This is a genomic window from Puniceibacterium antarcticum (genome assembly GCF_002760615.1).
Taxonomy (GTDB): domain Bacteria; phylum Pseudomonadota; class Alphaproteobacteria; order Rhodobacterales; family Rhodobacteraceae; genus Puniceibacterium; species Puniceibacterium antarcticum.
The window spans coordinates 1-26,036 of record NZ_AWWI01000017.1; the positions used below are offsets into that span (position 1 = coordinate 1).

Below are 26,036 nucleotides of genomic sequence, written 5' to 3' on the forward strand. Positions count from 1 at the left end.
CCTTTCGGTTGGGCCAGAGTCTATCTCAAACTGGATTAGCTGCAGGGGGCAACGTCATCGGTCATAGCCGATGGCCGTCATCTCGGGCATGGCGACGCGTGCCATGGTAGCGGCAGTAGCCAGCGACGATCCGCAGACCTCGCCGAACAGCGCGCAAGCGGCGACCGTGGCCGAAGCGAGCCCACCGCGCCAATGGCCTATCAGCGTTGAGCGCCTGATAGATGCTTGCCGACAGACCCGCGCGCGAGGCGAAGGCCCCCATCATCATGAAAAGCGGGATGACCGACAGCGAATAGCTGGACGAGGTGACGAAGGGCTGGGAGCCGAGCACGAAGCCAAGGCTGAACCAGCCGTTGAGGTAGACACCGCCGACGATTCCGACCGCGCCCATAGCGATGGCCACGGGAACCCGCAGCCCTATAAGTGCCCGAAGCGCGACAAGACCGACAACTCCTGTGTGCTAGGCGGACATGTTCTCATATCCTCCGCAGGACGCGGACTTGGCACAGGATCAGCCAAAGATTCGCGACGGCCGCAAGCGCCATGCCGCCCACCAGTGGAAGCCAGTACCAGTCCATCGGGATGCCGATGGACTGCTGCGGTCGCCGTAGCCGTATTCTCGCAGCATCTGCTGGGCTCCGAACCACGCCGCTCCGGCAAGAAAGCAGAACGCCAGCAGCGCCGCAACAATGGCAAGCCATGCCTGTGTGCGTTCGGGCATGCGGCTGGCGAAGATGTCGATGGCAACATGCTCCTGAGTAGCAAAACCGTATCCGACGTACGCGAGCGGAGATTGATCCTCTCCCATGAATGAACCCTCAAGGAACGCGTACATGTCTCGCTTGATGTCCGGTGGGATTGGCCGACCAATCAGGTCATCATGCTCCTTCTGAGCCTTGTCACGTTCTGCCCGTTCACGGGCGTCGGCCGCGGCACGCATGAAATACTGCTGGCCAATGACGGCTCCTCTGACGGGACGGCGCGGATCATGGCGCGTTACGCCGTGCGCTATCCCACCCGCATCCGCAACATCAGCACCGGCGGCAATCTGGGTGTCTCGGCCAACTATCAGCACTGCTTCCGCGAGGCGGCGGGCAACCACATCGCCATCCTGGAGGGTGACGACTATTGGACCGACCCGGACAAAAATGCCCGGCAAGCTGATTTCCTGGCCAGCCAGCCCGAGGCGGGCGCGGTCTTCTCGCGGATCGAGCTGTTCGACATGGCCAAGAACAGCCGCCGGGTGCAGCAACGTCAGGAAAACCTGCCGTTGCTGCTGGCCGACGAACATTTCGCGCGGAACCAGCACTTAAACCTGACCGCGAATTTTTCGTCCATAATTTTCCGGCGCAGCCTCCTGCTGGGCTCGCCCTTGTCGATCTATCATCCGCGCCTGAGCGAGATCGCACTAGCCTTCTATCTCGACAGGATCAGAAAGATCGGGTTTATGGACAAAGTAATGGGCGTGTATCGCCTCAATCCATCCAGCGTTTGGACAGGAGCAGATCAGATGGGCCAACGGGAGCAAGCAATCGCCACCCGCGCGGGTGCACTGGCTTTCGCGCGTCCGGTCCATCAGGCGGTTGTCCGCCAGAGGATGCTGGATAAACAGCAGCAGCTTGAGGCCCTGCAGGCGCAGAACCCGCAGACCCTCAAGCGACAGGGTGGATGATGACCGACGCGCCGACCACGAACCGCCCCGGACGGGTGGCGGTCATCGTCCTGGGAATGCACCGTTCGGGGACATCTTCGTTGGCGGGGATGCTGGACGGGCTGGGCTGTCACGGGCCTGCGACGCCGATGCCGAAGACGGACGCGAATGCCGCTGGCTATTTCGAGTCGCTACCGGTGTTCCGGCTGAACGACGCGATCCTGACCGCCCTGAGATCGCGGTGGGACGACTGGCGCCCGCTGCGCCCCGACGTGCATCTTTCGCCCCGCCTGGCCGAGTTCCACGATAAGGCCCGCGCCGTGATCGAGGCGGAATATGGCGACGGGTCGCTGATCTATCTCAAGGACCCGCGCATCAGCATGCTGCTGCCGTTCTGGCGGGGGGTGCTGGATGCTGGAGGCTACCGCTACGTCTATCTGAACATCCATCGCAGCCCCTCCGAAATCGCGGCATCGTTGCAGCGGCGTGACGAGATCGACCCCGGCCTGTCGCTGCTGACCTGGCTGTCGCAAGTGCTGCAGGCCGAGCGTCACAGCCGCGGACAGGTCCGGCACTTCACCTCCTACGAGGCGCTGCTGCGCGATCCTGCCGCCGTGGCCATGGCGGCCGAGACGGCTTTCGGCTTTCCCTGGCCGCGACCGGCCGAGGACGGGGCAAGTCGCGTGAACCGCGCGCTGCGCCATCACGACGACGGCGTGCGCGCGGTGCTGGAGGATGCCCGAGTACCCGGCCTGATCCGCCAGACGCTGGAGATCCTGGAGCGGTGGGCTGCCCAAGGCGAACAGGCCGCGGACCACGCCCAGCTGGATGACATCGCCGCCGCCTTTGACGAGGCCGAGGGGCTTTTCGCGGGGGCCATGCAGGCCCTGCGGAGCCGCTCCGCGCAGCTGGCCCCGACCCGCGCCCGCGAAGAGGCGCTCAAGACCGAGAAGGCGGCGCTTGAGGCGCACCTGACCCAAGCGACCAAGGATAAAGCGATGCTGGACGAGCACCTGACGCAGATTACCCAGGCCAGAGACGAGGCCCTGCGCGACTGCAACACCGCCCGCGAGGCACAGGCCGAGGCCGAGGCTCATCAGGCCCGCCAGCAGCAGGAGCTGGACATGCTCACCGACCGCCTGACCCAGATCACCCGGGCCCGCGATGAAGCCCTGCGCGACCGCGACACCGCTTTGGCCACGATCCGTCGTGAAACGATCGCGGTGACGAACCGCGCCGCCGCCACCGAGGCCGCGCGCCAGCAACTGGAGCAGTCGCGCAAGGAGGCCGAAGCTCTAAGTGGTCAGCTGGAAACACAACGACAGGAGTTCCTGTCCAGCACGTCTTGGCGTGTCAGCGCCCCGGTCCGCGCCCTGGGCCGCCTGATCCGACGGCGCTGATCAGCGCACCCGTCAGGCCGCATCCCGTCCTTGGGAGGGTGCATGTTTATCGTCCACATCCAAGACGACCGGCGGCCCACGGGCCTCCCCAAAGGAATGATCCTAACCGGGATTCCGACCGCCATCGGTGATGCCTGAACTATCCCCAAAAATTCAGACACTGACATAAGCTACGATTTGCAGTCTGCTGATCTTCAACGAGCAGTGGATCAGAGATGTCTAAACGCAAGCAGTATGCGCCCGAGTTCAAGACGAAGTCGCGCTGGAAGTCCTGAAAGGCGAAGAAACGGCAGGCCGCGATGATAGGCTCTGGGAAGCCCTTCAGGCCATCCACGACCGCGATCAGGAAGTCCTGGACGCCCCGCGATTGACGGGCCTTACTTCGGTCGCGCCACGTCCGTCTCCAGCAGCATCCGGACATAGCGGGTGTAGGGCACAGCCGCTGGCTTTTGCCTTGGCCTTCACCGCGTCCAGGAGGGCCACGGGCGGACCCTTCCAAAGCCTCGGCCCGGCATCAGCGCGATGCGGAACTTCGCCCTGGAATCAAACGGGTCGGGGAAGAGACCTATCAGGTCTATGGTGTCCGCAAGGCATGGCACCAGTTGAAACGCGAGGGTTCCGGATCTTCCTTGAGGATGGCCATGTCGACTCCAACCTGGTCGAGAACGCCATCCGCAGCCCGGCCATGAACCGCCGCAACGCGCTTTTTGCCGGTCACGATGAGGTTGGCCGTCCCTGGGCGCGCTTAGCAAGCCTGATCGGATCCTGCAAGATGAACGGCTTCGAACCCTATGCCTACCTGCGTGATCTCTTCACCAAACTCACCAACGGCCATCTCGACAAGGACATCGATGCGCTGATGCCATGGGCCTACGCTGTCGCCCCCCATTCCCTCACAATGAGCTCATCCGGGAGTCCCCAGTGAGCTCATTGTGAGCGCTCACGAAGGCGAAAACGTCAGCCGGACGCACGGTCGCCCCCAACCGCAAGTGAAGACTCAATGGGCCGGAACCGGCGCATACAATATATCCAAGCTTGTAGCCCTTAACCTACCGCCTGTTTTAGTTGGCTTATTAGGCCGTTATTTATAGCCTGACAAGGAACAGGCAACTCACAACTGCGGCAAAACATGACCCACAACACCCTCAGAGCCGCCCGACCTGGGCTTAACTGGACGCAGGCACAGCTTGCCGCAGAGACTGGCGTTCACGCCACGAGCGTTGCTTATTGGGAGCGCACAGCGGGCCAGATAATCCACCCCGAGGGGCAGGTAATGCCTAAAGTCTTGGACGCCTTTGCCCGCCATGGCGTGGTGATGGAGGGCGCCCGGATCACCTTCACAGATGCCCCCGCGCAATTACCGTCTACATCGCAGAAACTGCGCCACGACACCGGGCAAATCGCCCTCTGGAAACGCCGCTGCGACGCACAAGCCGGGATCATCGGTCTGCAACGGACGGAAGCTCCAAAGCCGTGCTGATACAGAGGGACGCATCAATGATTTACTGACTCAGGAAGTTAACGATGGCGCTAACCACATCACGGCTGCAGCAAAAAGGCAGACGAAAGATAGGAAGGCATGCCGCATGTCCTCCCAGATCGACAGTGCGATCGCCACGACTGCGGCCCGCGCCAGATCGGCGTAACGGATGGAATCGGTGAACAACAATTCAGCTTCGCCGAGATGGATTGAGATCGGCAGCAGGTCGTCGAGCCGCGCACAGAGCGGTGACGCCTTAAGGTCCACCGCTTCCTAGGCCTGAAGATGCGTGACGGCGACGGCCTGAAGCACGCAGCCATCCGTCATCCGGGCAGATCGGGATAGTTAAAGAGGAAAAAGTCAGCGGAGAAGGTCTTTTGCATCAAACTGACGGCTTCAACCGAATATTGATCTTCATCGCGATTTTCCGACTTGTTCTCAACCGGAAGATCGACGGCATCCCCGAAAAGCTCGGTTGTCAGGCGCGCAAAATCTTCAGTCAGTGCCTCGAAACGCAAGATACGACTTACCACTAGTCTCCCATCATGATCGACTATTCGGCCGCACATAGTCGAAGGTCGATTCAAACAGGCCCAAATGGCGTAGTCAGAGAACGGACCATCCAACGGGGCCGGGTGCGGCCGCTTAAATGCTCGTCGAGCATAGTGGTATCGGCTCCGCATCCTGTTCCAGGGATTGCGCACCACACCGAACGAAACCAAGCGGCTGAATTCTGCTTCACCCAATCCAGTGCGCGCATCAATAGCACGGGCATGGCCTACAGTGTGGACAATTTCGGCACTACGGTTGTTTTCACTCTGCATAGCTGCTGCGATTGACGGCATCCGGTCAAAAGGTACGGACCCCGTTTTTTCTTTGAGGGTTTTAGCGATGCTAGTACCGCCGCATTTGGGGACATGGATAAAAAGAAATGCATGTTCCTTGTTGTATAGACCGGTCATCCATTTTCCTCATCCTAGGCTCTACACTTGAAACGCCTTTCGGAAGTGTAATCACGCCCAAAGCGAATTTTAAAGCCATTTATTGCCTGTGGTTTCTGTGGGTGCTGGAACATAATCCACCGTAAGCGGCCGTTCGTTGATTGCGCAATTTGACACAGCCGAAGGATGCCCGAGTCTTTTCATTTTAACTTGGTAGAGGCGTGCTGCAATGTACATTGCAGCTAACTTATGGGCATAATCGTGAGAAAATAAAAAATGAGACTATCCTTTCTAATCCCGGATTATTCATCCAAATCGTTTCGTGAAGGTTGCGTGCGCCTGCAAGCGGCGTATAATCAAGCTGTCGAAACAAAATCCGCAGCAGCCACGGATCCACGCATGGGTAGAAACGCTACGACCGGTCGCGACCGGATTCAGCCGTTCTCTGACCGTTGAGGCGCACTCAGAGCGTTTAACCGGCGACCCCGGCGCGGTGCTGATTCTGTAGGTGCTCGATGCGACCGGTATCGTGCCGTGGATGGCGGCGCAGATGAAGGACGATCGCCGCTAGGGCGACGTCGTCCACGACCTGCCGTCTTTGCTGCGGACCATGTTGCTTTTGGTGGCGCAGGGCTGGCGAGACCACGACGATGCAGACGCCCTGCGCGACGATCCCGCGATGCGCCTCTCGATCAGTTCCTCGGCCGGGCTGACGCCGCTGACGGAAGAGGTCGGGCTGGCGTCGCAGCCGACGCTGTCGCGCTTTACGGAGATGCTGGCGCGACCGGAGAACCTGAAGGTGCTGCGTGAGGCGGCGCTCGAACTTGTCGGGCGCAACCTGCGCGCTGAAAACGGTGGCGCGCGGCGCACCCGCATTACGTTGGACGTGGACAGTTTGCCGGTCGAAGTCCACGGCCACCGGCCGAAGGCGGAGTGAAACGGCCGCTACAGGGCACGGATCTATCATCCGCTCATCACGTCCATCGCGTCACGCCAGAGGCGTGCTTTCGGCACGACAATCGGCGACATGCTCGACGCCCGTCTGCGCCCGGGCAATGTCAGTACCGCGCCCTCTCGGCAGATTGCTTCGCAATCGCCTGCCGGGCAATGGATGGCGCATTGGACGTGATCCTCGACGTCGTCGATCGCGCCGAAGCCAGCCTGTGCAAGATCACCATCGACCGCCCCGGAGGGGCTCCTTCATTGCAAGGCACGCCTCTGGCGTGACGACGGCGTCTGACCGAACCCCGGCTGTGGACCCATGATCTGGAACATCAGGCCAGCACCTGGGATGAGCCTCGCCGCGTCGTGCTCTTGGTCAAAGAGCGGCCCGACGACCTGTTGCTCGACCGGTTCTTCCTCGTCACCTAGATCTCGCATTTCCAGATGAACGGGCAGGCCCTGCCGGAGCATTACCGCCAGCGCGGCAAGGCCGAGGGGCACATGGGCGAGTTGAGGGACGTGCTGGCGCCCACGCTGTCCTCGACCAACCGGCCGAAGACCCACCTGCGCGGCAAAAAGCCAAAGACGGCGGCGTCCGCTGTCGATGCCTTTGCCTGCAACGAGGTGCGGCTGCTGATCGCTATGCTGGCATACCAGGCCATGCATGTGGCCCGCCGCGCCATGGCGCACGCGACCGGCTCGCCGTGGAGCCTGAGCGCCTCGACCTGTTCCAGGGCCTCGGCCAGGGTGTGACCGTCGTATGGGTTACCTAGCATGGCGCGCATGCCGACGACGAAGCATTCGTCGATCGTGGTGGCGAGGCTGACCTTGCAGCCGAACTCGTAGCGCACCCGCGCCTTCCCCTTTGAGATACAGTCGACGTCGGGCTCGTGCAGGGCGTAGATCTTGCCCTTTCCCTTCGGAGCCTGGTGCAGCAGCTTCGACACGCGCGCCAGAATATCGGCCACGCCGTCGCGCATTGCACCCGCTGGGATGTTGTCCAGCCGCCGACGGATATCGCGCATGACGCGACCCGTGTATCCGCGCAACGTTCTCAGTGCCTTGCGCATCCGCTTGTATTGGCGCGCGTGGGCATACCGGCCGATCTGCATCGCCAGCCGCGGCGCCTTGCGCGCATAGGTCTGGCGCAGGTCGAGGCCAAGCTCCTTCGCAAGCGCGACCAACTTCACCCGTGCCTTTTCGTAGAGCCGAGCGTCCATTGCCCGGCAGGCGCATCCGCAGGATGCTGCCGGGAGGGGGTTGAATACGCGATATTCTTTTCCATCACGGTGGTGTCGACGGAGACCCGCGCAATGCTGTCGTCGTCGATGATACCGCCAGACCGGCCCGCTTGAATCGTCTTGGTCAGCAGCCACTCCGCGCCCTCTTCGCCGATACGATCGCGCCAACGGCTTAGTGATGACGTATGTATCGGCGGGGTGTGCTGGAGTGAGGAGGATCAGAAAACAGCGTGGGGCGCTGTTTTCCCGACGAACGTCTCACCTGTGAAATGCTGAACATACGGGGAGTCCACCCAGCGGGCGATCACGGCCTCGTCCGAGCGCCGATAGGCATGCTGCAGATACATGAGGCCCGCCACAAGCCGTGGCAGCGTCGCAGGCAGCCCTGTCGCCGACGGGAAGAAACCAGCCCATTCCCGCTCGAAGAATTCCCAGTCGATCAAGTCCGCCAGCTTCACCAGATCGTGGCGCATGTCGATCATGTCGACCAATCGGGGGCGGAGGAGGTCATCCTGTTCCTTAGGACGCGAACGGTGCTTCATGGCAGGATCCAAACTGCAGAAATTTCAATTGGATTCTACGAATTCCTGCAGTTTGAAGCCAGAAAAATATCCGATTTATCTCCGTTATTCAGCTACATGGCAGTTGTTCAAGCCGAACTTGGTAAACAGGCCCATAATCCAAAAAGTTTGCGACAGAACCACCAAACGGGAGGGCATTCTACGCGCAGGCGAACTGGTGGATACGCATTTCATCCTGCATTCCCCAAGTAATCTGCTGATTTTTATATCCTGACGATGGAGTTATCTATATAAAATATAATGTTGATTTCTGCGGAGAGCGTGTTTCATGGATCACCCAGAGGGTGCGGGTTCCGCGCGGGTAGATCGGCTGGATTTCTTTGTATCGGGCATCCAGAAGGCCGGCACGACTGCTTTGGACACCATGCTGCGACAGCACGGGTGTGTTCAGATGTCTGCCAAGAAGGAAGCGCATTTCTTCGATGATGAAGGCATTGATTGGGCCGCGCCGGACCATTCGTCACTGCATGCGCTTTTTGACTGGTCAAAGGCCTATGTTCTGCGCGGGGAAGCAACACCGATCTACATGTATTGGCCAAATTCAATCGAACGCTTGGCCGCCTACAATCCGTACGCAAAATTGATTGTCTGCCTGCGCCATCCGGCCTATCGCGCCTACTCTCATTGGCGGATGGAAATGACTCGGGGGGCAGAAAACCTTCCGTTCAGATTTGCAATCCGTGAAGGTCGCGACCGTGTTTCCAACGCCCCGGCGGGTGTTCACAGAACCTATTCCTATGTCGAGCGCGGGTTTTACGCGGCCCAGATCGCGCGTCTCTGCGCGCATTTTTCCAAATCTCAATTGCACTTTCTTCGCATGGATCATCTTTGGGTCAACACGCAAAGGGAACTTGATGGCCTGATGGAGTTTCTGCAGCTGCCCAAGGCGGGGATCGCAGTAAGCCAATACATCGTTTCAGTCGATTCAACCGGTATGGCGCCCATGCAAGCCGAGGACCTTTCGTATCTTTGCGGCCTTTATGAAAATGACATCCAGTTGACCGGCCAACTGGCGGGGATATCACTTGAAGACTGGTGCTGTTGCAACTATACTGAGCCGATGGTCTCTTGAACCGGATTATGGCGTCTTGCGCGCTCGTGTGGTGACGCCTGGCGCTATTGCGAAAGCAGCAAGGCTTCGACATTCACCTTTTCGTAGAATGACCAGCACGACGATTCGGACTCAAGCAACCGCATGCCGATTTCCTTTGCCGCAGGGTCGGTCTGGATGCCAAGCATATTGCGTGATCTCAGCGGTTCATCCAGCTGGTTTGCCGCCGGATTGATCAGGGACAAGGCCTTGCCACCGGATCGAATGATGTCTTCATACCAGATTATCCGGGAAGGAAGAAACCGGCGATACTGTGAAAAGCAGTAATCAAGAAGAATGAGCTGTCGGTTCAGGACATCCGGTTCTGCGTTCAGCAGGGTTACCAGACGCGGATCGAACTGTTCCGCAGCGGGCATACGACCGTCGGAAACCGCCATGCCCGCCGTGCGCCAGGATAACAGCACGGCCAAAGGGTTGCGCACGATTGCAAAGCAGCTGAACCGGCCTATCAACACGGGCAGCGCAGCCGTGAAGAACGCGGGGTGCTTGATATAAAGATGGAAGGTGCTGCTGCTGACATTGGAAACCGCGATCTCAGTGCCGTTCAGTATTGTCGTTCGGCGCCCCTGTGCATCCGCGTCTCCCCTCGGGTTGGGGGGCACTGCGCCGTTCCACGCCTTGCTGGTCGCGGTGCCTTTAGTGAGGATCTGGTCGCGTTGAGCGGCAAAGAATTGCGCAATCGTCCCCAGAAGTTCGGTCGTTTCCAGGCCCTCCAGTTGGTTCGGCGACATGGGTTCGTGCAGAGCCACGCTGTTCGGAACCTTGTTCAAAAGATGGCAAGTCAAGGTCGTGCCCGATCGCGGCAGCCCGGTTATCAGAATGTCTTGCGTGGTATCTGTGTTCATGCCTGCCGGATGTCCTCAAGGATGTTAAGGAATGTCTCGCGTTCGCTCCGGATATCATGGCGAAGGCTGATTTCCTTGCCCTTGTCGCGCAACGTTTTTGAGAGCAGTGGATCGCGTGTCACCTCATGGACCGCGGCCACCAGATGATCGAGGTCAAGCGGGGGTGTCAGTGCCGTCACCCGATCGATGCAGAAGGCGCGATTGCCGATGCAGTCCGGGCAAATCACGACAAGACCCATCGCAAGGGCTTCCAGCGAGGGAAGATAAAACCCCTCCTCAGGAAGGGGCAGCAACACCACCACGCGCGTGCGCGCCATACGGGTAAGAAACACGCTTCTGGGCAGATGTTCTATTTGGCAGTCTACAGTGTAGCCCTGTTCTTGCAGGCGCGCCGTCAGGTCGGAGGCAAGTCTTGGCTGCTTCGAGCCGCTGACGAAGATGTCGCAATCAACGATACCATCGCTGACGGGTAGTAATCCGAAATCGATGCCGTTCGGAATGACATGGATGGGACCGTTACATAGGACGGTGGCTTTCAGTGCCTGCGCCACCTGATCGCTGACGCACAGCCTGATGGCCCGGCGACGCAGGAAACCGAACAACGGGTTGGAAGGCGAAGCGTGTCTTAGGCCTTGGACAAGGTTGACCACCGGTACACGCTCTTCGATGCCGGGGTGCGCTGCCAGCGCCGTCCAGTCCATCCCGGCGACGAACAGGATTTCTGCATTTTCGGGGTCATAGTCTTTGACAACGCCCTGTTTCCCGCGCCAAGGGTGGTCGGTCGCGCTATTCTGCGTCAAATGGATTTCTGCCAAGTAGTTGTCACAACTGAGGGTGTGGTTGAAGTAGTCGAACACCTTCAGGTGCCCACCTGTGAAGGCTTTGAATTCCCTGTGGAAAAGAACTCGTCTTGGCAATGTAAATCTCCGGAAGGGTTTCGCTCGGACGGGCAGTGTCTATCTAAATGGCGGTCGCGGCAGTTCGTGTCAAATACGCAGCAATGCGTCGCCTTTGCAAAGGGGATAGCGCCGATGCATCACCCCAGCTTATTCATCCAAATCGTTTCGTGAAGGTTGCGTGCGGCCGAAAGCGGCGTAGAATCAAGCTGTTCAAACAAAATCCGCAGCAGCCACGGACGCACGCATGGGTGAAACGCTATGACCGGTCGCGACTGGATTCAGCCGTTCTCTCACGATTGAAACTCGGGCAGAAAGATTGACCGGCGACCTCGGCGCGGTGCTGCTTCTGGAGGTGCTCGATGCGACCGGTATTGTGCCGTGGATGGCGGCGCGGATGAAGGACGATCGCCGCTAGGGCGACGTCGTCCACGACCTGCCGTCTCTGCTGCGGACCATGTTGCTTTTGGTGGCGCAGGGCTGGCAGGATCAAGACGATGCCGACGCCCTGCGGCACGATCCCGCGATGCACCTCGCGGTCAGTTCCTCGGCCGGTCTGGCATCGCAGCCGACATTGTCGCGCTTTACGGCGATGCTGGCGCGACCGGAGAACCGACAGGTTCTGCGCGAGGCGGCCATCGAACTAGCAGGCCGCAACCTGCGCTCTGAGAAAGGTGGCGAGCGGCGCACCCGCATTACGTTGGGCGTGGACAGCCTGCCGGTCGAGGTCCACGGCCATCAGCCCAAGGCAGAGTGGAGCGGCCATTATCGGGCCCGGATCTATCATCCGCTCATCACGTCCATCGCGTCACGCCAGAGGCGTGCTTTCGGCACGACAACCGGCGACATGCTCGACGCCCGTCTGCGCCCGGGCAATGTCAGTACCGCGCACTCTCGGCAGATTGCTTCGCAATCGCCTGCCGGGCAATGGATGGCGCCCTAGACGTGATCCTCGACGTCGTCGATCGCGCCGAGACAAGTCTGTGCAAAATGACCACCGTGCGCATCGACGAGGGCTTTCCTTCTAGCGTGTTTCTGGCAGGCTTGGAGGCGCGTGGGATCCATCACGTTGCCCGTCTGCGCGCAAACCCCACGCTCGACCGGCTGGCCGAGCTGCACATGAATCGCCCGGCCGCCCCGGAGGGGCGCCTTCATTGCAAGGCACGCCTCTGGCGTGACGACGGCGTCTGACCGAACCCCGGCTGTGGACCCATGATCTGGAACATCAGGCCAGCACGTGGGACGCGCCTCGCCGCGTCGTGCTCGTGGTCAAGGAGCGGCCCGACGACCTGTTGCTCGACCGGTTCTTCCTCGTCACCTCGATCTCGCATTTCCAGATGAACGGGCAGGCCCTACTGGAGCATTACCGCCAGCGCGGCAAGGCCGAGGGGCATATGGGCGAGTTGATGGATGTACTGGCACTAGCCCTGTCCTCGACCAAACGGCCGAAGACCCACCTGCGCGGCAGAAAGCCGAAGACGGCGGCGCCTGCCGTCGATGCCTTTGCCTGCAACGAGGTGCGGCTGCTGATCGCAATGCTGGCCTACCAGGCTATGCATGTGGCCCGCCGCGCCATGGCGCACGCGACCGGCTCGCCGTAGAGCCTGCGCCGCTTGCGCGAGCGCGTTCTGCGCGGCGGCGGACGTCTTTTCATCTCGGCCCGCCGCATGACCCTGATCCTCGCCGAAGCCGTGGCGCCATTCTGGGCGGCCCTCTGGCCGCAGATCCAGACCCTGCGCGGCGCCAGTCCATGAGCCCCCGCTTGGCGCCCATACCCTCAGACCGCCTACAACGCCTTCGGGCGGCCCTGAACGCATGCGCATCGGCGCCTGACGTTTCACGTTCTGGATGCCGGAAATATATCGTTAGCAACCAAGCCGCGAAACGCCGACGGCGCACCCTTCGGTGTTGCGTGTACGTGCTGCCTAAACCGACCTCAAGCCGACGCTGGCGGCGTCCAAGACCATCCCGGTGAATAATGCGGGATCAGACAGCGGCGCGCCCGAAGCGGGAAGCGGCGCGTTTCCGGGCCTCAGGATCAATGCGGCGCAGCAGCCCTACTAGGCACAGCGCGATGTGCTCGATATGGTCGCGTGAAATGAAGTTACAGGTCTCCGACAGACCCGGGGCGATTCAAATGTGCGAAGCGCAATCCATCAGAGCACTAACAAGCTTTATCTTCATGGACGACGAACCAGCCACGGTCGATCTGGCCATTGTCCTTGGATCTCCGTCGATTTCCAACGTGGAACCTGCAATTGATCTCTACCTTAAGGGGTTCACAAAGAAGATCGTGATCAGTGGGCACGGCCCTTCGCCTGAAAGCGTACCCGAATGGCGGATCTACCGTGATCACGCCTTAGCAGCAGGCGTGCCGTCCGAGGCACTGATGATAGAGCCCAACGCCAGAAATACGTTGGAGAATTTTCTTTTCACGGCAAAAGTGATCACTCAGCATACATCTTGGGATAAGATTTCTCGCATTGCGATCTGCTGCAAACCTATTCATACGCGCCGCGCCTTTATGACGGCACGGAAGCATTTCCCCGGTCACGTGAAGCTCTTTATGTGTCCACCGCGGGACCCTGCCGACCTTCAGGCGCACAATTGGTCGCAGACGGTGATCGGACGTGACCGTGTATTAGGTGAGGTTCGACGTATTGCCGAATATGGGATGAAAAGGGACTTGTCGATTGATTGAATTTTTGGATCTTCCTGTCAGTCTGCGGACCAGTCGTGGCGTTCATTTTGTGGGAATTCTGGGTGCGGGAATGAGTGCGCTTGCCCAGCTTTGTTTAGATCTAGGACTAAGGGTTTCTGGTAGCGATCAAACCGACAATCCGCGCCTCGGCGCGCTACGGACAAAAGGAGCCGGGATAACGATTGGGCACTGCGCGACAAATCTTTTGGGCGCAGACACGGTGGTTTTCAGCCCAGCGGTGCCTCGAGACAATCCCGAGTTGGTAGCGGCAAGGGCGATCGGACTGCGCCAGATCTCGCGCCCAAGGGCTCTTGCTGAATTGCTTGGGGGACAAGAGTTTGTGGCTGTTGCGGGAAGTCACGGTAAGACCACAACAGCGGCTCTGCTGGCCCATATCCTGGAAAGTGCAAACCTTCATCCTGGCTACATGATCGGCGAAACCTGCCCATCCCTTGCTGGGGGAAATGCGAAATGGAGCGGGCAAGGTGTCTTTGTCAACGAGTCTTGCGAAGCCTTCCGCGCCTTGGATTTCTGGCAGCCACAACACTGCATTGTAACCAATGTTGAAGATGAGCATAGCGATCATTACGGATCACTTCAGGCACTAGAGGACGCGTTTGCCGATTTCATCCAACGTGTTCCGGTTGGCGGTAGGGTTCTTTTGTGTGCCGAATGTCCAACACTAGCCGCTATAGCGACGCAGATGGCAGATCGGGTCGAAAGCTATGGATTGTCGCCGGGTACAAACTGGCGGGCCGTCATTCTGGAAATGACGCCAACCACTTCGATCTTTGAGGTCTGGAACAATGGACGTCACCTCGTCAAAATATCTTTGAACCTGCCAGGAAAGCACAATGTTCTGAACGCACTTGGTGCGATTGCCATGGCTTCTTACCACGGGGTTTCGCCAGAGATCTCGGCACAGAGTTTGGGGGAATTTCAGTCCATTCCCCGACGTTGGCAAAAACTCGGGCAAATGGCCGAAGTGGGCGTGTTCGATGATCTCGCACATCATCCAACAGAGGTTGCAGCCACTCTTTCTGTAGCGCGCACTACAGTCCGAAGGAATGGGGCCGTTATCGCGGTGTTTCAGCCGCAGCTTTACAGCCGACTGTCGCGCCTGGCGCCAGATTTCGCGATCGCCCTGCGTTCGGCGGATCATGTCATCATACTGCCAATCGACTGCGCAGGTGAACTGAGAGGCGACGAAAATCCCGAAGCGCAGTTATGGACGATTTTGGACAATCTTCAGGTTCCAGCGGTCCGGGCGAAGACCGCGTTAGAGGCTTGCCGAAAGGTAGCAGAACTGGCTCACCCCGGTGACCTTGTCGTCACTATGGGCCCCGGTTTAGCCCATGAAACGGGTAAAATGGTTCTTCGTTTTTTGGAACGAGAGGCAGGACTCCCGATTGAGGAACAATCAAAGGGCACCACGCCAGTGACACAGTCTACGGCTTTGCGCCTACAATCGGCGTTTGAAGCGCGGGCCAGAACCCGGCCAGACTCACCGTGCTTGACCCTTGAAGAACGGGTCTGGACCTATCGCGAAATTGATTGCCTCGCCCAATCGTTTGCCTTTGCTCTTTCAAAACGCGAGGTTGGTCGAGACGATTTGGTTGTTCTCGTTTCCCATAAAACCCCGCAATTGATTGCACTCATGTTGGGTACGCTTAAGGCGGGGGCAGCTTTTGTTCCAATCGACCCCAAAATGTTGCGTGCTGGTATTCTTGCTGGGTTCGAGCAGGTGGGGGCGGCAATCATCTTACATGATCATGCCGCCGATATTGCGACACCGGCTGGCATTCCGGCAATGCGCATTGACGCCTTTTTGTACGAAGCACTTGAACTCGAAGAACCCCTTGTAAGTTTGAAAGCAGAGACGCACGACAGCGATCTTGCCTATGCGATCTTCACCTCTGGTTCGACGGGAATCCCGCGCTTGGTCGGTGTGGAACACCGAAACGTCTGCAACCTCTTGCAGTTTTCAACGCAGGCGCTTTTTGACGCGGATGACTTGGCCCTTACGCCTTTTATCGACTCAATCAGTTTTGACGCGAGCATTCACCAAATCTTTGCGACGCTGTCATTGGGCGGTTGCCTGTTGATAGAAGCTGATATGACCGGGATCATGCGGTCCAAGAATTTTGGTCACATTACCAATCTTGGCGGCACCCCAACGGTAATTTCAAGTCTGGCACAGATTGGCGCATTGCCAGAATCTTTGCGCGTAATCTCACTTGGCGGCGAAGTCATACCGCAAAGCCTGATTGCAACCCTTCGCCAGAGCACCAAGATAAAAAAGCTGTTCAACTTTTACGGCCCCACCGAAACCACCATCTTTTCCACCGTTGCACAATTCTTGCGCCGTGGCCCGACGGAAGATTTTGCCGATGATGTGGGCGCTAACATCGGCTTTCCCGTAGCGGGCACCATCATTTACCTTTGCGATGCGCAAGATAAATTGGTGCCTGATGGGGCAATTGGGGAAATCTGCATCGCAGGTGCTGGAGTGGCCCGCGGCTATCTTGGTTCCCACGTTCAGACGGAAGAACGATTTGCGCCCGATCCATTTTTGGATGGAACCAAGCAGCGGATGTATCGCACCGGTGATCTTGGAAAGCGCCTACCAGATGGCTCTCTCGAATTTGTTGGCCGCGTAGATGATCAAATGAAGGTCAACGGAATCCGCATTGACCCCGTAGAAATCGAGCTTCACCTCAATGCATGCGCAGGCATCGAACGGGCCGCGGTTGTAAATTTGGCGGGTATATCGGGCCGTTCCGTTCTGACGGCCTTCGTCCTTGCGGATCACACGTTGGATTTTCAACAGATCCGATCCGATATTGCGGCGAAGTTACCCTCCGCCATGGTGCCCAAAGAGTTCATCCGTGTTGATAGTTTGCCCATGTCAAGCAACGGGAAGCTCCAGAGGAATGACCTGCGCAACCCTGTGGCGCAAAAGATGCCCGTCAGTTCAATTACTCCGGCATCACTTGACGGTGTGGAGCGGCGTTTGGTTCTGATATGGCGCGCAGTTCTGCAATGCCAAGATCTGACCGTGCAGGATGACTTCTTTCTACTTGGCGGTGATTCCCTCGCTTCTGTGCAAATGGTTATGGCTGTAGAGAAGGCATTTGGAATGAGGCTCTCCGCACAAGCCTTGGAAACCATCGGGACAATTGAAGCGATGGCGGATCAAATTAGGGCGCTGTTAGCGGATCCGAAGTCGCTAGGGAAGATACAGCCCGACCTCGCGGAACGAATTTTGGACAAGCAAAAGGCGTTCTTGGCGGCTTGGAAAAGCGAGAACATTGATCAGTCAGGGTTTATCCGCACCCTGAATTGCGGAGGCAAGAAGCCCGGCTTGTTTTGGTGTTTCCAAGGGTTCCCAGAACTGAAGGCTCTTGCCAAAGCCCTTGGCCCAGATCGCCCATTGCATGGAATGCGTTCGGCCCATATGATCATGGAACATGTGCCCGATACGATCGCGACCCTTGCCCATCAATACAGCGAAGAGATTATCTCTCTTCAACCCCAAGGCCCTCTTCTATTGGGAGGCAATTGCCAAGGAGCCACGATCGCCCGCGCGACAGCCTTTGCTTTGCGCGCCCGCGGTCGTGAAGTACGTCACTTGCTTCTTATGGAACAGGCCAGTATTTGGCCTTACGACAAACAAGTTGGGCTGATCTTTGGGCGCAATAGCAGTCACAACCCTTACCTGACGAACGAAGACCCTGAAACTGCGTTCAGAAAGGCCTATGCACAGGGTTTTGCAGTAGAGATCGTTGAGGGTGCCCATGGAGAGTTCTTTATGGAGGAAAACATCCCTTCGCTGACTCGCGCAATCAACGCCCTGATCGACAGACAGGTCGAGAACCTGTGCTAGTTGGGTTTGGCGATCACGCGGTATCTGCTACACGCAAGACCGCTGTAGTCCACAGCGCTGCTGACATTTGCTACAAAGACTTCAAATCCTGCGGCCTCAATCATGCACATCACTTCCGCCTCGGAAAGGAAGAACTCAAATTGGCCTGACGGGCTGGTAATCTGAATCACCTCCCCCGTCTTTGAATTCGAGATAGTCTGACCTAGCCACCGTTCAGCCAAATCGGAAAACTCTGCGTCCGAACGCGCCAAATCTGCCAAACTTCGCGTTGTTGCTGTCAACTCTTGCGGCCAATCTGTCTGAGAAGTAGCCGATATAGCGGAGCATTGCAGCAACTTAGATGCGCCCGCCGAAAAGCTAATCAAGCAAATCCCCTGTTGTTTGATATGCCGCCGCGCTTCTTGCAAGAGAGCGGGAATATAAACTGGCGGCATGCAATTCAACACAAAATCTTGCACAATCAAATCGAACTTACGGCCCGCAAGCCGATCTCCGATGGCGCAGGCATCAGCCTGAATGAATTCTATTTCAGGCATGTCGACGCCGAGTTCTTGATAAATCGTCGGCAACGGAATTTGATCAATCGCAAAAATTTGAACATTGTCGATGCCACGGCCCAGAAGAGCTTTACGGAGATCATCAGCATTTGTGGGTGTCGTATAACCTTGAAACAAGCATTCAAGGTTTGATCCAAACGTGGCGAGGGATGCAACAAAGTGATCGGAGGTCGCGAAAACAGAAAGACTCGAGGCAAGCGTTGGAGCGTCGGGGCAGAAATCGGGACTCGTCTCTAAGTAGCGTCCGACTAAATGGACATCAGCCAAATGTCTAATCGCCTCGGCACTCATCGTCAGTACGCCCCTTGGAACGGCCCGTCTATCAAGCAGTGTAGGTCAAATACGATAGGTATGCCACTCGATCGGACAGGAATAGTCAAAAAGCTTTTCTTCTGAGCCCGGATGATCCATACAAATCGTTTCGTGAAGGTTGCGGACGCCTGAAAGCGCCTTAGAATCAAGCTGTTGAAACAAAATCCGCAGCAGCCGCGGGCGCACGCATGGGTGAAACGCTACGACAGGTCGCGACCGGATTTAACAGATCTCTGACCGTTGAGACGCGCTCAGAGCGTTTAACCGGCGACCCCGGCGCAGTGCTGCTTCGGGAGGTACTCGATACGACCGTTAAGGGAGCCATCCACACAGGAAATAGCGGACGGTTGCTGAATCGTGGCATCTCACGAATAGAACAAGGACGCACCGGAGGTCGTGGATGCAAGCAGCTCGTATATGGTTTAGACAGCCCATCCCTCCACTTACGCTTTCTCAGGTGAAGGAATACCTGCAAGCGATGGGGGCCGAAGTGAACGAGACAGAATGGCGCCTAGGTGGCTATGTCGTCCCCCAATTGCTTATAGTCAGTCCCATCGTGTTCCTTGCGCAGCTAGAAGATGAAGAATGGGTCATTGAAAAAGCCGAAGATTTTTCACAGCGTGCGCCTTCGGCCATGCGGACCAAACTTTCGATCTGCGATGCTCGGTTGTCTTTTGGAGGCACTGAAGATGAGAAAGTCACCAAGACCGATCAGGGCACATTCGTAGTGGCGGGGTGGACTGAGTTCGATCCAGCACACCCGCAAGCTAGGATACTGTTCGAAGGGCTTGCGCGTAGGGTCGATGGTATCTTTGAGGACAACACTAGCGGGATATGGTGGGCACCAATCTGACAGTCCGCTGTGGGCTTATTCTGTTCAAAAGATCACCTCCTCGCCCAAACGGGCCGGATCACGAGAATATTTTCCCGAAAAAGTGCCCTTATGAAACCTATGTTTGGGAAATAACTTTTGGCGAGAACAGTATTCCAATTTTCCAAGTCATTTTTCGCGTAGCGGAGTTTTTCAACATGGGGTAATGGTCGGACAGCTCTTCGAAGACCTCTGATAAGATCAGGGTCATCAGCTAGAGGAGAAGACTTATGGACTATTTCGCAGGTTTGGATGTCTCGCTTGAGAAGACGCACATTTGCGTCCTCGACCCAGAGGGTACGATTGTCGGTGAGACTGTGGCAGCTTCGACGCCGGAAGCCATCGCCGCAGCGTTGAGCAAAGCGCCTGCTTGCAGGTCCGTCGTTTTCGAGACCGGTCGGATGGTGCCGATGCTCTACCACGGTCTGGTCGAGCGCGGGGTGCCAATCATCTGTATCGAAAGCCATCAGGTCTACCATGCGCTCAAGACCCTGGCCACGCACAAGACCGACCGCAATGATGCCAGGGGGCCCGCGCATTTGGCCCGGACCGGGTTCTTCAAGCAGGTTCACGTCAAATCGCTTCCCTCCCACGCGGTCCGCGCTCTCATTATGGCCCGCAAGAAGCTGGTGGGGCAGCGGATCATGCTGGAGAACCAAATCCGCGGACTGGCAGTTGTGTTCGGAGCGAGATTGCCACGCGGGCTCTCTGCGACCTTCGTCCGCGATGTTCTGGCCATGAGCGAGGGCGTCGTCGGCCTCTCCGCCGCAATGCGCGGCCTGATCAGCGCACGCGAAGCCGTGCTCTCGGCTGTCGCCGCCATCGATGCCGACATCAAACACCTCGTGCGGGAGTCCAAGGCCTGCAGACGGCTCATGACTGTCCCTGGCGTGGGGCCGCTCACTGCGCTTGCCTTCGGTGACGGGGTGATCCGGCGCGAGACTATTGACGGGGCTTTGCGCTGCAGTGACCGCTTCAAGGCGATCTATGATGAAATCGGGGGCCATGGACTGCATTTTCAACCGACCAAAATGACTTCTGCGACAGTTTGAAGGGGAAGGACCGGCGGCAGCATCACCGATTGATCGAAAGGCGCTCCGAGCGTCAGCTTCCGGGGATCAGACCACTTAATTGTGCTACTGCAGCAGAGCGCTTGCTGCGCCTGGCGCGAATGTCGTGAAAGGGCTGGCTGCCGTCAGCTGCAGCCTGCCCTGAGGCGGTTTCGCCCCGGTGTCTTCATGCTGCTCCGCCGCAAAGCGGCTGTAGCCCTTAGCTGCCGGTCATAAGTGCTTCCATCGGCTGCCATTCGCGTTTTGGTCTCCGGACTTGGGAGTCGAATGCGAACCAGCATCCGCCACCGCCGAGGCCTTGGTCAAAGCGTCGGTCGATCCTGATACCCGACAAGGCGCAGAACAGCAGGGTGCCAACCCCGCCATGCCCGACGAACAGAACATCCTCTTCGTGTGGACCCGTTAAAGAGGCCTCAAACTCGCTCACAATCCGGCGTTGTGCGTCCTCTGCTGTCTCCCACCCGCTCACGCTCGCTGCGGGTTCGGCAAAGAACTGGTCCGCCACAGCCTCAAATTCGTGTGGTGGGAGGAAGCCCGTGGCGCTGCGGTCATTTTCGTGCATCCGGGGCCGGACCTCTACCGCAACGCCCAGTGCCAAGGCGAGAGGTGTAGCAGTCTCAAGTGCCTTGGTCTCGTTACTGCTGACAATCCTGCGCGTTACGGAAAGAGATCCGAGTTGAGCGGCCAATGAAGACACGCGGTTACTGCCTACTTTGTTCAGTGACCAGGCCCGGACGTCCTTTAGAGGCTCTATCAGAACCTGTGGATGGGTCAGGTAGCGGACGATCCGGGACATGGCGAAGCCTGTGGTTATGGGCGCTGTTAACAAAGACACTCGTGGCGGGCGTGCCGTCAGTCAATGTCTGAAAAATCCGCACTGTTGCCGGTCGGGTGTACTTGAATGATGCAGCTGCGACGACAGGCAGCCTGCCGTCGTTCTGCTCTCACCATCCGCTACCATCGCCTCGAAGCGTTCGAGGCGTGGAAATCTGCGGCAAATGCCGCTTGATCAACGACCGGCACCCTTCACCTCCTGCCGGAAGTGTTTCCGATAACTTATCAAATGGGAATCCCATACGATTCAGCTCAAAGGCAAACCGCTTTAGATAGCCGAAAACTGAAAGAGTATGCCACGACCGACGAATCTGAGCTCAAAGAGGCGTCCCGTGAGGGATCCGATGATGCTGAGGTCAACCTGGCAACCTGATCACGTCTCTTGTCAGTGCCTCCGCTCCCCGGAATCTTCCAGCATCATATCCAGGAATGGATTTCCGAGGAAGGTGTAGCCGGATGCGGACCTCATGTCCCTGAAGCGCGGCATGGTCACCATCAGGGCCGCGTGAACGCTCTCGCATTCGTCACAGACGTAGCCGAGGGCCGTCATGCCACTGAGGGTGTCGAGGGCGATCGAGGCAGCGCCATCCAGCAGCGCAGAAGCGGCGACATTCACCAGGTCGTAGACATCTTCCGCTTCGGTTGGATGGTCATCCCTGAAATCATGCGCAAGCATTGCGACGAGGTCTTGGCTGGGCTGGTGCGGCTCTTCCACCACGTGCAGCATGCCACCGTTCGCCTCCAGCATTGCCGCATAGGGAATACAGCCCTGGATCTGCATCAGGTATCTGGGATCATCCTCAAGCGACGAGTCCTCCATGACATGAATCTCGATTACTGGGTGATGCGTGTCGCAATCGGGGCAGGTGTATCCCAGCATCATCCCACCGGTCTTCTTGTTGCGGTAGGCCTCCACGGTGCCGTCCTGAATGACCTTGTCCGCCATGACCATCGCGCTGGCAATCTCCTGAAACGGGAGCGTGTAGCGATGCATGTTGTTGCCATCGATCTCTGAAATCCGGACAGCTTTGGTTTTCTTTGGCGCCATACGGGTTGTCCTGCTTCTTTTCCGGGTCACTCCTCGGCCTGCTACCGGTTATCTGTACCGGAATCACTGATTCTCACGTATGTTTTTTTCAAGATGAACGCAGTGGCCATGATGATCCGATCTTGTGTCACTGCGATGTTTCGGACTGCTCCCGCCGTTCTTCTCCCTCCCTCAGAACGCGCGCTAGGCGACGGATTCTGAGGGCACGGTTGAACTCGCCCCCGAAAATTAGGATCAGTGCGGCGAGGTACATGAAGTAGAGGGTGGCGACGATACCGGCCAAACCGGCATAGTAGCTTGCGTAGCTGGCGAACGTTTGCAGGTAGAATGAGAAAGCAGAGGTGAGCAGAATCCAGAGAGTGAGTGTGAACAGGACCCCGGGCCAGATGTTCGAAAAACGCGTTCGTCGCGCGGGCAACAGCACATGAGCCAGGAAAAGCGCCACCATCAGAATGGCAGCAACGGCGGGATAACGTATCAGTCCAAAAGTCACCGAGGCCGGATCGAAGTCCGGCATCAGCACGTGCAACAGGGATCCAACCCTTGGCGCGATGACCAGAAGATATCCTACGAGCGTCAGCACCAGGCTCGCCATGACGACCACGGCCGCCTGCACGCCAAAGAGCACGACAGCCGATCGGGTTTCACGAATGCCGTAGGCGCGGTTCAGACCAACACGCACGCCTTCGACGCCGCCGACTGCGAACCAGATGGTCAGCAGGATGCCGATGCTGAGCACGCCACCGCGTTGAACCGTCATCACCTGTTTTACTTCCGATACGATGGGTTCGACCAAGGTTTGGGGCATGATCGCGATCAGGAATTCTATCAGGTGATCCGCCATTGATCGGTCGCCGATAAAGGCTGTAAGCGAACTCGTGAAAATGAGGAACGGAAACAGAGCCAGAAGCGCGCGAAACGCCACATTGCCTGCCAGGCCAAAGGCGTCGTCGCTCCAGAGCCGCAACGTCGCCTCGCGAAGTACCGCCCATGCGGCGCGCAGACCGGTGCCGTGCAGCAAATCCTCTGGCTGTTCGCTGAGAATGCCGTGCGTCAGCACGGAGTCCTGTCCAGAGTCTTGACCCGGTTTGGCGTTCATTGCGTTCCTGCGTTCATGATGGGCTCCGGCACGCGACCCGTCAGGATGATGCAGTGCCGCTTGGGCTCACAGATAGCGCCATCGGGTCTGCCTTGCCATAGAGCCGAAAGGTATGCAGCTGTCTCAGGTCAAACCCGGTGAGGTTCGCACCAAGTCAGATTGCCCGACCCGTTCCAGTTCGTGGGGCACCGTTTCGACTGACCTGTTCGATTTTAGCCGGGTCGACAGATACGGCAGAACGCTGCGTAGGTCGCGCAATTTATCAATGGCTGTGAAAGTCCAATGTGTTTGCGATGAAGCCGTGATATCATATCGGCGCTTGAATACGAAAACAAACAGCGCCCGCCTCGGGCAGAGTTGCCGGGCGGGCGCTTGTCGGCCCAGCAAGTCGGATCAGTTCTCAAGCGACCAGAGATAGGCCAGAAGATTACCGCGATCCTCTTCCTTCTTGAGGCCGCGAAAGCTCATCTTGGTGCCCTTGGCAAAATCGCCAGGGCTGGTCAGCCAGGCGTTGAGCTTTTCCGGGGTCCATTGCTGACCTTTCAGATCTGTAAGAGCCGGGCTGTATTTAAAGTCCTCGATCGAGGCGATGTCGCGGCCGATGACGTTGACGAGGTAGGGCCCGACGCGGTTCTGCTCTTTATCGGCGACATGGCACGCCTTGCACTGATTGAAGACTTTGGCACCAGCCTCTGCGTCGCCATCAAGGAAGGCCATCTGCTCTTCGGACCATGCACCCGCCGAAGCTTTCTGCGCGGCGTCGCCCGGCGCTGCCGCATCTGCAGTTTCTGTTTCCGCAGGCGTAGCCGTAGACGCAGGTGCGCCGCTTTCGGCGGTCGCTGCTGTGTCAGAGGCGGCGATTGCATTTGCATCTTGCCCGGACGTTGATGATGCAGACGCAGTTTCCGTCTGTGCGTCCGGCTCGGATGATGCAGTTTCTTCGACCGCAGGCGCTTGCTCTGCGGCATCGGTGTCCTGAGACTCATTGGCCGCCGGGTCTGCTGAGGCGGTTTCGGTTGCCGGTTCTGGCGCAGGGTCTGCCACGGCAGTCTCAGATGTGTCTTCGGCTTCCGGCGCCGAATTCGCCGTATCCACAGCATTTGTTTCGGCGGTCTCGGTTGTTGCACTGTCCAACGCTTGAGGTGCAGTTTCGGCAACCTGCTCGGGCTCGTTGGAAGTCTCAGATGCGGGGTCTGCCATTGCTGTCTGTGTTGCGGCAGAGGTCTCGGAGGCCGACCTCTGATCTGGTCCGGTCACCGCATGCCATCCAGCAAAAAGAACCAGAAACAGACCGAACACCCCGATAGCAGCAAGCGCCGCTTGGTCTAGTGGATCCTTGTTCTTGAAGTTCTTGAATATCATCCTGTCTCCCCTTTAATTCCAGATTTACTTTACTTGGTGCATCGCGCTGGTCCGAACACGGTTTTTACCCAAAGAGACACCTCGTCTACAACGATTTTGCCCGCGACAAGTTCCGCTTCGTGCCGCACGTGGCAGGGAGTTGTCACATAAACTCGCCAGAGTGATCGATTGGTGCAAAGTCGCCGTTTCAGGCGATGTTTGCCGCCGCTTTCAGGCTTCGAATGCTTCCATCCGATGGTCACGGCGGGACCGCGGTAGGATGGAACGAAGAAACGGTTTCGGGTTGCTGGGCGAACTGAAACAAACCGCTGCATCGTCCGTTCTCGTTTGCAAAACGGCAGATGGCTGTTTTCCGCAGGGTTAAACACTGGGACGGATGAAATTAACCTGACAATCCCGTCGGCAAAGGTTTGCCAAGGCGACATCTAGGCCTGCACCAGCATCAGGATCATGTCACCGACGTGCTGTCGCAAGATTGCCTGGCCCTCTTCGTCGAACAATTGTCGCCCGAAGATGTGTGAAAATGTCGCTCGGTTCGAGACGTTGAAGTAACTCAGCGCCGAGATGTGCCAATGCAGCTCAACCGCTGTCATGCCGGGGCGGAATGTGCCTTGCGCTACCCCTTGCGCGTAAATCTCCTCTATAATGCGAATGACAGAGGAGTTTTCACCAGACATTTTGCTGGCGTCGGGCATGTAGCGCGCGTTGTGGACGTTCTCGATCATGACGAGCCTGATGAAATCCTGCGAACGGCGGTGGTTGTCGAAGGTGAAATCGGCCACCTTGCGCAACGCCACGGCGGGCGGCAGCCCCGATAGTTCCAGCGCATCCTCGGCCTCTCGAGTCTGGCGGTAGGCGTCAGCCAACACTTCGCGGTACAGGCCTTCTTTATCAGTGAAATAGTAGTAGATCATCCGCTTGGACGTTGACGTGCGGGCGGCAATCTCCTCGACCCGGGTGCCGGACAAACCCTTCTTTGCAAAAATCTCCCGCGCGACCTCCAGGATGTCGTTGCGCACGCCATTGGGATTCTGCTTCCACTTGCGGCGCGGCAGATCGGTGTCGTCTTCGGGGTCTGTTATCTGCGTCATGTCCGTCGGTCTCCTTCGCAGGTTAAAGGTCTACTTAGTCAAAAGACTCCCGGAAGTCGCGTCATCAGTGACGGAACGGACCAAAATTTAATCAGCTTGAACATTTTGTTGACAGAA

23 protein-coding genes and 6 pseudogenes are annotated in these 26,036 nt (G+C 58.0%); 16 read left to right on the plus strand and 13 right to left on the minus strand.

Features of this window, described 5'->3' with window-relative positions; all coding sequences use genetic code 11:
- Positions 1-54 precede the first annotated feature (54 nt).
- Both P775_RS01265 and P775_RS01270 read right to left on the minus strand, forming a co-directional pair.
- A pseudogene (locus P775_RS01265) lies at positions 55-391 on the minus strand (TRAP transporter large permease subunit).
- A 120-nt stretch (positions 392-511) separates the two neighbouring features.
- Positions 512-940: a TRAP transporter small permease gene (locus tag P775_RS01270; RefSeq protein ID WP_099909312.1), complete on the minus strand. Its 429-nt coding sequence runs from the start codon at positions 938-940 to the stop codon at positions 512-514.
- A gap of 48 nt (positions 941-988) precedes the next feature.
- On the opposite strand from P775_RS01270, the gene P775_RS01275 reads away from it, so the two are divergent.
- The 5 genes and pseudogenes from P775_RS01275 (at position 989) to P775_RS29545 (ending at position 4,531) form a co-directional block, all read left to right on the plus strand.
- Entirely contained in the window at positions 989-1,672 is a 684-nt protein-coding gene (locus tag P775_RS01275) for a glycosyltransferase (RefSeq protein ID WP_245875517.1), read from the plus strand.
- 56 nt (positions 1,673-1,728) lie between these two features.
- A complete protein-coding gene (locus P775_RS01280; protein ID WP_143520758.1) occupies positions 1,729-3,051 on the plus strand; it encodes a hypothetical protein in 1,323 nt (440 codons plus the stop codon).
- Between the two features lie 485 nt (positions 3,052-3,536).
- Positions 3,537-3,668: pseudogene (locus P775_RS01290) on the plus strand (IS3 family transposase); the annotation flags it as partial.
- Positions 3,665-3,953 (plus strand): annotated as a pseudogene (locus tag P775_RS01295) (transposase domain-containing protein); the annotation flags it as partial. The pseudogenes P775_RS01290 and P775_RS01295, both read left to right, overlap by 4 nt.
- 371 nt (positions 3,954-4,324) lie before the next feature.
- Entirely contained in the window at positions 4,325-4,531 is a 207-nt protein-coding gene (locus P775_RS29545) for a hypothetical protein (protein WP_245875518.1), read from the plus strand.
- Positions 4,532-4,561: 30 nt separating this feature from the next.
- Here P775_RS29545 and P775_RS01305 read toward each other — a convergent pair whose 3' ends face one another.
- Both P775_RS01305 and P775_RS27440 read right to left on the minus strand, forming a co-directional pair.
- Positions 4,562-4,798, minus strand: coding sequence for an alpha/beta hydrolase (locus P775_RS01305; protein WP_099909271.1), 237 nt, complete (start codon positions 4,796-4,798; stop codon positions 4,562-4,564).
- A gap of 56 nt (positions 4,799-4,854) precedes the next feature.
- Complete coding sequence (locus tag P775_RS27440; RefSeq protein WP_143520760.1) at positions 4,855-5,493, minus strand: sulfotransferase family 2 domain-containing protein; 639 nt, start codon at positions 5,491-5,493, stop codon at positions 4,855-4,857.
- Between the two features lie 568 nt (positions 5,494-6,061).
- Here P775_RS27440 and P775_RS01315 point away from each other — a divergent pair.
- A complete protein-coding gene (locus P775_RS01315; protein ID WP_281256052.1) occupies positions 6,062-6,409 on the plus strand; it encodes a transposase in 348 nt (115 codons plus the stop codon).
- A gap of 709 nt (positions 6,410-7,118) precedes the next feature.
- Here the strand turns inward: P775_RS01315 and P775_RS01325 are convergent.
- Positions 7,119-8,197: pseudogene (locus tag P775_RS01325) on the minus strand (IS5 family transposase); the annotation flags it as partial.
- Between the two features lie 307 nt (positions 8,198-8,504).
- Here P775_RS01325 and P775_RS01330 point away from each other — a divergent pair.
- Positions 8,505-9,308, plus strand: a complete 804-nt coding sequence (locus P775_RS01330; protein ID WP_099909275.1) for a sulfotransferase domain-containing protein — start codon at positions 8,505-8,507, stop codon at positions 9,306-9,308.
- 44 nt (positions 9,309-9,352) lie between these two features.
- Here P775_RS01330 and P775_RS01335 read toward each other — a convergent pair whose 3' ends face one another.
- Both P775_RS01335 and P775_RS01340 read right to left on the minus strand, forming a co-directional pair.
- On the minus strand, positions 9,353-10,192 hold the full coding sequence (locus P775_RS01335; RefSeq protein ID WP_099909276.1) for a sulfotransferase domain-containing protein: 840 nt from the start codon (positions 10,190-10,192) through the stop codon (positions 9,353-9,355).
- A complete protein-coding gene (locus P775_RS01340; RefSeq protein WP_143520764.1) occupies positions 10,189-11,109 on the minus strand; it encodes a glycosyltransferase in 921 nt (306 codons plus the stop codon). Before P775_RS01340 ends, P775_RS01335 begins: the two co-directional genes overlap by 4 nt.
- A 415-nt stretch (positions 11,110-11,524) precedes the next feature.
- On the opposite strand from P775_RS01340, the gene P775_RS01345 reads away from it, so the two are divergent.
- From P775_RS01345 to murC, 6 genes are all read left to right on the plus strand, one after another.
- Positions 11,525-12,031, plus strand: a complete 507-nt coding sequence (locus P775_RS01345) for a transposase (protein WP_281256053.1) — start codon at positions 11,525-11,527, stop codon at positions 12,029-12,031.
- Between the two features lie 2 nt (positions 12,032-12,033).
- Complete coding sequence (locus tag P775_RS01350) at positions 12,034-12,279, plus strand: hypothetical protein (protein WP_143520766.1); 246 nt, start codon at positions 12,034-12,036, stop codon at positions 12,277-12,279.
- 11 nt (positions 12,280-12,290) lie between these two features.
- Positions 12,291-12,689 (plus strand): transposase, encoded by a 399-nt coding sequence (locus tag P775_RS01355; protein WP_281256054.1) that lies wholly within the window; start codon positions 12,291-12,293, stop codon positions 12,687-12,689.
- Between the two features lie 12 nt (positions 12,690-12,701).
- Complete coding sequence (locus tag P775_RS27855) at positions 12,702-12,842, plus strand: hypothetical protein (RefSeq protein ID WP_180287276.1); 141 nt, start codon at positions 12,702-12,704, stop codon at positions 12,840-12,842.
- A 344-nt stretch (positions 12,843-13,186) separates the two neighbouring features.
- Positions 13,187-13,789, plus strand: a complete 603-nt coding sequence (locus tag P775_RS01360) for a YdcF family protein (RefSeq protein ID WP_180287277.1) — start codon at positions 13,187-13,189, stop codon at positions 13,787-13,789.
- Positions 13,782-17,675, plus strand: coding sequence for a UDP-N-acetylmuramate--L-alanine ligase (gene murC, locus P775_RS01365; protein WP_099909282.1), 3,894 nt, complete (start codon positions 13,782-13,784; stop codon positions 17,673-17,675). The genes P775_RS01360 and murC overlap by 8 nt, the downstream gene beginning before the upstream one ends.
- Here the strand turns inward: murC and P775_RS01370 are convergent.
- Positions 17,672-18,523, minus strand: a complete 852-nt coding sequence (locus P775_RS01370; protein ID WP_099909283.1) for a class I SAM-dependent methyltransferase — start codon at positions 18,521-18,523, stop codon at positions 17,672-17,674. The genes murC and P775_RS01370 overlap by 4 nt on opposite strands.
- A 511-nt stretch (positions 18,524-19,034) precedes the next feature.
- Here P775_RS01370 and P775_RS01375 point away from each other — a divergent pair.
- Positions 19,035-19,397 (plus strand): hypothetical protein, encoded by a 363-nt coding sequence (locus tag P775_RS01375; protein WP_218967602.1) that lies wholly within the window; start codon positions 19,035-19,037, stop codon positions 19,395-19,397.
- Positions 19,398-19,645: 248 nt separating this feature from the next.
- Positions 19,646-20,332, plus strand: a pseudogene (locus P775_RS01380) (IS110 family transposase); the annotation flags it as partial.
- 352 nt (positions 20,333-20,684) lie between these two features.
- Here the strand turns inward: P775_RS01380 and P775_RS01385 are convergent.
- Entirely contained in the window at positions 20,685-21,281 is a 597-nt protein-coding gene (locus P775_RS01385) for a histidine phosphatase family protein (protein ID WP_099909286.1), read from the minus strand.
- A gap of 129 nt (positions 21,282-21,410) precedes the next feature.
- Between P775_RS01385 and P775_RS29660 the strand changes: the two are divergent.
- Positions 21,411-21,494 (plus strand): annotated as a pseudogene (locus tag P775_RS29660) (IS6 family transposase); the annotation flags it as partial.
- Positions 21,495-21,704: 210 nt separating this feature from the next.
- Here P775_RS29660 and P775_RS01395 read toward each other — a convergent pair.
- The 4 genes from P775_RS01395 to P775_RS01415 all read right to left on the minus strand — a co-directional run bounded on the left by P775_RS01395 (position 21,705) and on the right by P775_RS01415 (position 25,919).
- Positions 21,705-22,367, minus strand: coding sequence for a hypothetical protein (locus P775_RS01395; RefSeq protein ID WP_099909287.1), 663 nt, complete (start codon positions 22,365-22,367; stop codon positions 21,705-21,707).
- A 127-nt stretch (positions 22,368-22,494) separates the two neighbouring features.
- Complete coding sequence (locus tag P775_RS01400) at positions 22,495-23,466, minus strand: YihY/virulence factor BrkB family protein (protein ID WP_099909288.1); 972 nt, start codon at positions 23,464-23,466, stop codon at positions 22,495-22,497.
- A gap of 393 nt (positions 23,467-23,859) precedes the next feature.
- On the minus strand, positions 23,860-24,828 hold the full coding sequence (locus P775_RS28700) for a c-type cytochrome (protein ID WP_245875520.1): 969 nt from the start codon (positions 24,826-24,828) through the stop codon (positions 23,860-23,862).
- Positions 24,829-25,253: 425 nt separating this feature from the next.
- Positions 25,254-25,919, minus strand: a complete 666-nt coding sequence (locus tag P775_RS01415) for a TetR/AcrR family transcriptional regulator (protein WP_099909289.1) — start codon at positions 25,917-25,919, stop codon at positions 25,254-25,256.
- Positions 25,920-26,036 lie beyond the last annotated feature (117 nt).